The sequence below is a fragment of the Paenibacillus sp. 01T422 genome (assembly GCF_056398785.1).
On the sequence record NZ_JBFTQB010000157.1, the window covers coordinates 1 to 9,221 of the forward strand.

Sequence of the window (9,221 nt, forward strand, 5' to 3'; positions counted from 1 at the left end):
GTCAGGTACAGGCATATTCGTCCATTTTGCACCGCCATCCACGGTATGAGCATTCCCGCTGAATGCTTCCCCCTTCGAAACAAAATGAAAGAATGCGGCGTTCGGCATTTTACCAACAGATGCCCAATGTTGGCCTCCATCTTTGGTGCTCAGCAAGCTGCCCTCCGTCCCGACACTCGCCCAAGCTTCTTTGCCATTCAGAGCAAATAACTGTTTGACATCACCTTTGCCTTCATATTGAACCTGCCACTTTGCACCGCTGTCATCCGTATGAGCAATCCAGCCATTACCACCTATCCAGCCGGATTTGGCATCCGCCAAACGGACAGCCGTCACCCCAGTCATAGCAACTTTCGATGGTTTATCACTGGTTCCTGCTACAGGTGTCCCAGAGGGAGTTGTTGTTTGATCCGTTGGTTGTACGGTTGGTTGCTCGGACGGTTGTGAGGTTGCAGTCGCTGTCGACTGCGGAGAATCGGAAACATTCACAGCTCCATTCGTTGTTCCAGACGACTGACACCCAGTAAGCGTCATAACAGCTAAAGCCACAATAGGTACATATTTTCTCAACATTATCTTCACTCCTTCCATTTCTTGTACTGCGCCACTCTTCCCTATAGACGTACCTTCACATAAAAAAGTTGATAGTAGGGACAGGGTGTCTACACCCAAATTAATACCCAAATTTAGTATGTCCTACACAAAGCAATTCATTGGCTGATTCTTACAAAATAATAAATTAGGCATGACTCATCTTCTTTACGAATACAATCCAATCAAGGAGGGGGGACTTTATTACGGAAAGGAAGAGGATCGGTTGAGATTCATATGGGGTAAAAAAGAACTAACCTTAATGATCATTCCGGGCGCCAACCGCCGTACCGTAAGATTCAAGCTTCCGCACAGTAGCTTGTACATTGTGCCTAGCGTGATCCTGCTCGTGCTGATTGGTTTTTTTGTCACGATTTACTTTATGAATACCTACTCCCATCAAACGAAAGAAAACTTGCAGCGAACGTTCGATGGACAAGAACGCCAACTAGTTAATCAAATTACACTTAAAGATAATGAACTTGAGCAGCTACAAGCTAATTTGATTGACTTATCCCAGCAAGCAGATGAGTTTAAGGGCAAGCTCGAAGAAATTAAGAAACTGGATCACGTCATACAGTTGATGAGCCAGTCAGAAGAACCAAACAGGACAAGCAAAAAGCTATCCGCTTTAAGTGACTCCGCCTCCAACTCAGATGTTGGAGGCAACGAAGTCCCGGTCACTTCACAGGAAGTGACTCAGCTTGTTAGCAGCACCAAACAGGGGCTTTCTAACTTAGTCGGGGATATTAACGCGCTGCTTATTAATCTCAGCGAGTCGGAAGCACGATTGAAGGAAGCCGACTATTTGCGGAGCATCACGCCAACCCTCTGGCCCATCACGACGCATAGTCTTACTTCTGGCTTCGGCATTCGCAGAGATCCCTTCACTGGCAAGCCATCCATGCATACGGGCCTTGACCTCGACGGCGAGTTAGGTGATCCCGTCTATGCGACTGCTTCAGGCAAAGTGATCGAAGCCAGCTTCGACAGTGAATACGGCAACCGTATCATTGTCGATCATTCGCGTGGCATTCAAACCGGTTATATGCATCTGAATAAAATGCTCGTCAAACGCGGAGAATCAGTAACAAAAGGTCAACTGATCGGCCAACTTGGTTCCACAGGACGAAGCACGGGTTCTCATCTGCATTACGAGGTACAGAAAAACCGTGTCCCCATTGACCCAACCCCTTATCTAATAAGCAATAGAAAGGATGAACGCTAATGCTCGGAAGCTCAAAATCGAAGCGCATTGATACGAAAACAACGGACACGTTAATCGGGGGCAGTACCATCTGCGAAGGTAAAATCATGTCCGAAGCCAGCCTTCGTATCGAAGGACAACTGCATGGTGACATTGAATGTGCAGGCGATATTACGATWGGCGAAAATGCTGTCGTCCAATCCAACATCCAAGCGCGCGACGTCATTATTGCCGGCAAAGTGAAAGGCAACATCCAGACCAAAGGCAAGCTCATCGTCACCAGCTCCGGCGTGCTGGTGGGCAACATCGATGTCCGCTCCTTCATTATTCAGGAGGGCGGGATATTCCAAGGCAGCAGCGTGATGCAGATCGCAGCGGTGAGCGACAAAGGCGGCAGCAGCGGCGGCAAGGTCATCGATGCACAGGCGCATAAGCAGCAGAAAAACGAGCAGCAAGCTGCTTCTGGCGGAAATTAATAAGGACTGTCCCCCAAAGAAACTTGCTTCTTTGGGGGACAGTCCTTATTTGTGTGTGTCCGAAAGACCCCAATGGGTACCGTTCTCTCGGGACCGAGCATCCGATTCGATGAATCACTTGTACTTAGCGCCGATTCCTCACGTTATATTCCGCGATTGCTCGGCTTTTGGGAAAGTAACTGCGGTTTCTACCGCTAATCCCGCCAGATTTAGCAGGTTTCGCCCAGTTACTCGCGATTTAAATGGAGCTTCTACCGTTATTACACTCCCTGCTACCGAACAGCGAAGAATAACGGCAGATTCTCCATCTATTCCTCCGAAGGACCTCAATCGGTACTGTCCTCTCGGAACCGAGCATCCGAGTCGATGAATCACTTGTCCCTAGTAACTAGTAGCTTGCTCAACCTAAAGCAATTTTTTCTCCAACTCCAACAAATGGGCGAAGCTGATTGCCAGACTATCCATTGGGCTGCCTGGGCAATAATCCTGCTCCACGGCGAACCACTCGACGCCATTTTGCAGTCCCCACGTCAGAATAGGCGCAAAATCGATTAGTCCTGTACCGATCTCGGCAAAATACTGCCTTCCGTCAGCGGTCATATCCTTCAAATGAAGAATCGGCATGCGAAACGCGTATTGGCTGATGAAGGATAGCGGATCTTGACCTGCTTTTTGGACCCAGTACGTATCGATTTCCGGATACACGGCCGGGTCTTCGAGCAGATATTCGAGCGCAAACTTCCCTTCCATCGTCGTATGAAATTCAAAATCATGATTGTGGTAGCCGACACGATGGCCTGAGCTGCTCACTTGGGCAGCAACTTGATCCAAATCGTTGCGCACACTGAGATAACCTTCCGGATTTTGCAGCCCATTCGGTAGGGAATGACAGATCAAATCTTTGGTATCGAACAGTTTTGCTTCCTCCAACACAGCTTCCAAATCGCTCTTCATCCGCTCTAACCCAACGTRCATGCCTGCTGTACGCAGTCCCGTTTCCTTCATCACAGCAGCAATATCTGCTGCTGGATACCCATGTAATCCGTCAATTTGGACAGCTGCCCACCCCATCCTTTTCAACTCTCGTAACACGCTGGGAAAGTCCTGTTTAAGCTCGTTTCTTACTGTATACAACTGGGCTGCCAACTTGTGTCTGATCATTTCGCAGCTCCCTCCCGTTCTAGATTTAACCACGCAAGCTCTTCCGGCGTGAACGGAATATGCATAGCTTCAATAGAAGATTGAAGTTCTTCCAGATTTCTCGGACCAATAATGGCACAAGTCGGAAAAGGCTGATTCAGCACATAGGCTAACGCAATTTGAATCGGGGAGACGTTCTTTCCCGCGGCAAGCTTGGCCGCACGGCGATAGCGCTCCCAATTGTTATCGCTGTAGTAAACTCTAACCATTTCGAGATTTTCCTGATTGTCCGGTGTAAAATGGCCCGAGAAAAAGCCTCCTGCCTGCGAGGACCACGCAAGGAGCGGCAGTTGATTAACCCCATGCCAAGAACAAGTGTCGCGGTCTGCCGAAACACAGCCTTCCCACCTGGGCTCGTTCGGCTTGGCAAGGCTTAGATTCGGGCTGCTGAATGTAAACCCAATTAGCCCATGGGAAGAGGCGTATTCATTAGCTTCCTGAATGCGTTGAAAGGACCAGTTCGAAGCTCCGATAGCCCGGATGCGTGATGCCTGAATTTGTTCATTCAATTCTTCTATGATGGGTCCAATCGCTGCATCAGGATCATCACGATGGAGGGCATACAAGTCGACATAATCCGTACCTAATCTATCCAGACTTTCCAGCAGATCTTTACGAATCGCTTGTGGGTTCACCCGTGGACCAGGACTGCCATCGTCATGATGTGCCCCCTTGGTGAGAATGACGACTTCCTGCCGAAGCTTCTTTTCCGCAAGCCATTGGCCTAGAATGACCTCTTTATTCCGATATTGATGAGCTGTATCGAAGGTGTTTCCGCCTGCGCGAATATAAGCATCCAGCATCATCCGCTCCGGTTCCTCCAATTTCCTCAAATCCCCCGTACCCATGATCAAGCGTGAGATGGCTTTGTCCACACCTTGTATATGCATAGCCTTCATTCAAATTCCTCCTCACCTATTTTGTCTGATGAAACTCTCTAACCCTTCGCGGTCTGGTGTACCTGTGCTGCCCCCGTAAGCTCCAACTGACAAAGCTCCGCATACATTGCCATACAGCAGGCATGTCTCCACATCAAGCCCCGTCAAATAGCCATACATATATCCAGCGTTAAAAGAATCCCCCGCTCCCGTCGTATCAATGGCCTCGACCGAGAATCCCGGGCTGGTCGTCTTCTTGCCGTCTTTCATAGCTGCGGCTCCTCTGGGACCCAGCTTAACGACGACATGACGGCAAAAATCTGACATGTAGCTTATGCCGTCATCGATGTGCTCAAAGCCTGTATAATGAAGGGCTTCTGTTTCGTTCATCAGAAAGACATCCATATACGGCATCAACTCAAAAACGCCCGAATACCATTCTCCCGTATCATCCCAACCTACATCGCAAGAAAGGGTAACTCCTGCATCTTTCAATCTCTTAGCCATTGCTACGAATTCCTTATGGTTGCGCCGTCCTCTATAGCCGGTAACATGCACATGCCTGCCTAACGCGATTTGTGTGAAATCCAACGTCTCTACATGCAGCTCAGCATTGGATCCCACATAGGTAATGAACGAACGATCCTGTTCAGGATTAATGGCAATCGTGATACCAGTACGACTTGTTTCGCTTGTTCGGACCATACTGGTATCGATACCATATCCAGCAAAACGTTCCCGGATATAATGACCGTAGCCATCATCTCCAAGAACACCGTCAAATGCGACATGCAGCCCTAACTTGGCTAATGCAATCGTAAATAAAGCTGCGCCTCCACCTACATGCATCATCATGTTATTTACGAATATCTCTTGTCCGGGTTGAGGGATTTGATTACAGCCCACTACCACGAGATCAATATTGGCATCGCCGATCACGACCGCATCAAACTTTTTCACTCCGCTCTCCCTCTTCCGCTCTGTTCTCTGCCTATCTCTCTTGCTGATATGCCTTACAGCTGTCGCGTACGACGAGCTTGTGTCCCAATATCAAATCTTCCCGCGGACTGGTGGTTGGATTCGAGATTAATTGGATCATTGTATTCACCGTAATTTTCCCCATATCCTGAATGGGCTGCTCCATAGATGACAACCTCGGGCGTACAAGTTCCGTCAGTTGGCTTCCGTCAAAGCCGATAATGGATATATCGTCTGGAACTTTGAGCTGATTGTCATGTATACAATTCATAGCCCCTACGGCCATATCGTCACTCACTGCAAATAAAGCGGTGGGACGAGGTTCACATGCCAGCAATTCCTTCATTAAGTCATATCCGCTTTGTGTCTTATAGTCGCCAAACCGGATATAATCGTTGATAATTCTGACTCCTTGATCTTTCAGAGCATTACGATAGCCTACGTAACGGTTCTGACCTGAGGTAACATCTCGCATATCCCCGCCAATAAAGGCAATCCGCTCATGACCGAGCTCAGATAAATACTTGGTCGCATCATATGCCGCCTCGTAATCATCGATAATGACAGAAATGAACTTATGATCTATAGGTCTTACACTTGAAAAAATGATTGGAATATCCAATTTATGAATAAAATTGCGTATGTCATCGCTTAACTTCTCATGCATAATAATGATGCCATCCACACGCATGTCATTAAATACATTCAAATATTTCAGTTCTTTATCCGTGTCCTCAATAATGTTGCAGACCAGCAGGTTGTAATCATTCAAACTCGCCGTTTCCTCGATGCTGCTCAAGATCGTAGAATAAAAGCTTGAGGTTAGATCGGGAACAATCACACCAATCAGGTTCGTTTTCTTCCGCACCAAACTCCTCGCGATATGGCTAGGCGAATAGCCAAGCTCGTCAATCGCTCGTTTTACTTTGGCCTTCAGATCGTCCTTCACGTATTTCTCCCCGTTTAATACCCTGGAGACCGTAGTGACGGATACTCCCGCTTTTTGGGCTACATCTTTGATTTTGGGCGCCATGATTATCATCCTTCCTTACTCGCAACATGAACATTTTTCTCTGTTATTCGACAGAACCATATTTATACATTTTATCACACATTGGGCAAGACGAAGATCAACAATTATTAAGCTGCAGGCCAATTATTCTTTGACCGATCCGATCATGGCTCCCTTTGCAAAATATTTCTGTATAAATGGATATGCCGCAATAATTGGCGCTACAACCACGATAATCGTCGCCATTTTCAAAGAATCTCCCGTTAGCTGCATCCGTTCAAGCATTTGAAACTGAGTCGAACCTGCTGCCTGCATCAACGATTCCCGAATGGCATCCTGCTTGGTCAACATCTCCTGCAGCAAGGTAGATAAGGGTCTCAGCGATGCGGTTCTGACAAAAAAAGCACCCGTGAACCAATCATTCCAATGACTCACTGCGGTAAACAAGGAGATTGTTGCCAGCACAGGCTTACTTAGCGGCATGATAATCCGCATGAAGATACCAAAATCGCTGCAACCATCCAGCTTCGCCGACTCCTCCAGGCTGATGCTGATTTGTTGGAAAAACGTGCGCATGATGATTAGATTCCACGCACTATATAGGCCTGGAAGAACATAGACCCAGATGGTATTCGTCAAATGCAAGCTTTTGAGCAGCATATAATAGGGGATAATTCCGCCGGAAAACAGCATGGTAAAGAAAATCATCAGCGTAAAAAATCGAACGCCGGGCATCGTCTTGCTTTTTAGCGTATAGGCAGCCATGGCGGATAGAAATACGCCTGCAATCGTGCCCAAAGCCGTACGAAATATCGAAATGGCAAAGGCTCTGCCGATATTAGCCGACGTAAACACTTCATGGTAATTTTCAAGCGTCCATACACGTGGCCAGAAATAAATGCCTCCTCTTTCTGCATCCTTGCCTGCGTTAAAGGAAAGTGCCAATATATTCAGAAACGGAAGCACGATGGACAAGCACAGGAGAATAATTAGGGCATAATTAACGAACTTAAATATTTTCTCACCTGCTGAGAGCTTATAGAATTCATTTCCCACGTTAACCTCTCCCCATACTAGAAGTGCGCTCCCGCCATTCCTACGGGAGCGCCAGCCTCCCAACTCAACTTGAATTTACTTGAGAATCACTTTCGTTTTTGGGTCGCTGTCTTTTTTCTGAAGCAGCTCTTCGAATTTGTCCAAGCCTGCAGCTTGCAGCTGCTTTTTCGAAGAATCTAGAATTTTCTGCGCTTCATCCATGCTTTTGGCATAAAAGGCGCGAATGATGCTTTCATTGTAGTTCGATAAGGCTGTTTTTAACTCATTGCCAGTCGGGAGCTCGTTAATGAAGGAAAGTGGACGATAACCATCATTAATGACGGCGTTCTTCTTTTTGTCATCGTAGCCCCAGTAGTCGGCAATTTTCAGCGGTGTCGCATTCGCTTCCGGAGAAACCGCATCAGCATACTGCATTTCGCCGAAATCACCCAGTCTGTTGATATCCGTACTGCCGAGATAACCACCCCAGCCATTACCTACACCGTCAAAGCCCAATTCTTTAGCTGCTTTCGGGTCTTTGTTACGAAGCTCTAGCACTTCTTTTTTGACTAATGGATTACCCTTGGCATCCAGCGTGTAGTCCCTTCCTTCCAGGCCGTACTGCCAGATCAGCTTCCCTTCACGACTAGCGAGGAAGTCGGCAAATTTGACGATGTCCTGTGGATTTTTCGTTGTTTTCGGAATCGACCAGGCCATATACCCGCTCTTATAATCAACGTTCATCCGGTATGTTCCATCCACAGTATTCATAGGACCTAATGGGACATAGCTCATATCCTTATTAAAGTCCAGATAGTTATGCATATCGCCGATAATGCCAAATGACCCGTTAATTGCTCCCTCCGTTGCTTTGTTTTCCTGCATAGCGTAATAATCAGGCACCATTAATTTTTCCTTCAACAGCTTCTGAACAAACTCAATACGCTTCATCGGATATTCCGTTTTACTTTCGTGAACGATTTTACCCTCCTTATTCTTATCGAAGCCCTGGTCAATGGCCCCCCAGGTTAAACCGCTGAAGAGAAATCCGTTCTCATGATTGCTGTTCCCCCAATAGCGAGGTCCAATCGGCATGATATCTTTACCGTTCTTATCTTTGAAGTTGCCTTCTTTGATCTTTTGTGCCAACTCATATACTTGATCCGTTGTATTAATCGTCCGTGGATCAACATTCAGCTTATCGGCAATATCTTTACGGATGTAAGGGCCTGAAACATACTTGCGTTCTTCATAACCGCCTTCCCTTTGGACATTCATATGGACAAAATAACTGGAGCCGTTAAATTCCGGGCGGAACATCACACCATTTTTCGTATCGAGCGGTAAATACTTATCATCCAAGTACTTACTGAACACCTTTGTTCCTTTTAAAAGAGGAGTTAGATCTGTTAACATGTCTTCTTTGGCTGCTTTCAAAATGACTGGCATTTCCTGGCGGCCGCTGTTATTCAGATAATAGACGATAAAGTCCGGCAAATCATTGGAAGCCAGCCCTGCAACCAGTCCATCAATCGCATGCTGTGAATTTACCCCTTCCATTTGCAGCGTAATCCCTGTCATTTCCTTCACCTTTTTGGCAATCTCCGGGTTGATATCCTTCGTTATATCATCGCTGTCAATAAACAGTAGTCCTTTAATGGTTCGGTCTGCAATCCAAGTTGCGGGCTTGCCGCTGCTGGCTGAAGATGAAGGTGTCGTAGAAATCGTGTCCCCACCTCCCGCAGGCTGAGTGGAGCTTTCACATCCCGCTAGCAGCAAGGTTGCTGCCAAGGGCATGGTAACCCATTTAACCCATCTTGTGCTCATACAATACTCCCCTTTTC

At 47.0% G+C, this 9,221-nt stretch carries 8 protein-coding genes and 1 pseudogene; 2 read left to right on the forward strand and 7 right to left on the reverse strand.

Annotated elements, in window-relative coordinates; all coding sequences use genetic code 11:
- A pseudogene (locus AC1DUA_RS11430) lies at positions 1-573 on the reverse strand (hypothetical protein); the annotation flags it as partial.
- Positions 574-817: 244 nt separating this feature from the next.
- On the opposite strand from AC1DUA_RS11430, the gene AC1DUA_RS11435 reads away from it, so the two are divergent.
- Both AC1DUA_RS11435 and AC1DUA_RS11440 read left to right on the forward strand, forming a co-directional pair.
- On the forward strand, positions 818-1,819 hold the full coding sequence (locus tag AC1DUA_RS11435; RefSeq protein ID WP_477499863.1) for a M23 family metallopeptidase: 1,002 nt from the start codon (positions 818-820) through the stop codon (positions 1,817-1,819).
- Positions 1,819-2,274 carry a bactofilin family protein gene (locus AC1DUA_RS11440; RefSeq protein ID WP_477499864.1) on the forward strand — a complete coding sequence of 152 codons (456 nt, stop codon included), beginning with the start codon at positions 1,819-1,821 and terminating at the stop codon, positions 2,272-2,274. The genes AC1DUA_RS11435 and AC1DUA_RS11440 overlap by 1 nt, the downstream gene beginning before the upstream one ends.
- A 405-nt stretch (positions 2,275-2,679) precedes the next feature.
- Here the strand turns inward: AC1DUA_RS11440 and AC1DUA_RS11445 are convergent, their stop codons facing one another.
- From AC1DUA_RS11445 to AC1DUA_RS11470, 6 genes are all read right to left on the reverse strand, one after another.
- Complete coding sequence (locus AC1DUA_RS11445) at positions 2,680-3,435, reverse strand: sugar phosphate isomerase/epimerase family protein (protein WP_477499865.1); 756 nt, start codon at positions 3,433-3,435, stop codon at positions 2,680-2,682.
- On the reverse strand, positions 3,432-4,373 hold the full coding sequence (locus AC1DUA_RS11450) for an aldo/keto reductase (RefSeq protein WP_477499866.1): 942 nt from the start codon (positions 4,371-4,373) through the stop codon (positions 3,432-3,434). Before AC1DUA_RS11450 ends, AC1DUA_RS11445 begins: the two co-directional genes overlap by 4 nt.
- Positions 4,374-4,385: 12 nt before the next feature.
- Entirely contained in the window at positions 4,386-5,312 is a 927-nt protein-coding gene (locus tag AC1DUA_RS11455) for a carbohydrate kinase family protein (protein ID WP_477499867.1), read from the reverse strand.
- Between the two features lie 31 nt (positions 5,313-5,343).
- Positions 5,344-6,363, reverse strand: a complete 1,020-nt coding sequence (locus tag AC1DUA_RS11460) for a LacI family DNA-binding transcriptional regulator (protein WP_477499868.1) — start codon at positions 6,361-6,363, stop codon at positions 5,344-5,346.
- Positions 6,364-6,486: 123 nt separating this feature from the next.
- Positions 6,487-7,398 carry a carbohydrate ABC transporter permease gene (locus AC1DUA_RS11465; RefSeq protein ID WP_477499869.1) on the reverse strand — a complete coding sequence of 304 codons (912 nt, stop codon included), beginning with the start codon at positions 7,396-7,398 and terminating at the stop codon, positions 6,487-6,489.
- A 75-nt stretch (positions 7,399-7,473) separates the two neighbouring features.
- On the reverse strand, positions 7,474-9,221 hold a 1,748-nt coding region (locus AC1DUA_RS11470), incomplete at its 5' end, for an extracellular solute-binding protein (RefSeq protein ID WP_477499870.1).

Excerpts from the sequence above, each read along its gene's own strand:
- AC1DUA_RS11450 (WP_477499866.1), bottom strand. The coding sequence starts at position 4,373 with ATGAAGGCTATGCATATACAAGGTGTGGACAAAGCCATCTCACGCTTG.
- AC1DUA_RS11460 (WP_477499868.1), bottom strand. The coding sequence starts at position 6,363 with ATGGCGCCCAAAATCAAAGATGTAGCCCAAAAAGCGGGAGTATCCGTC.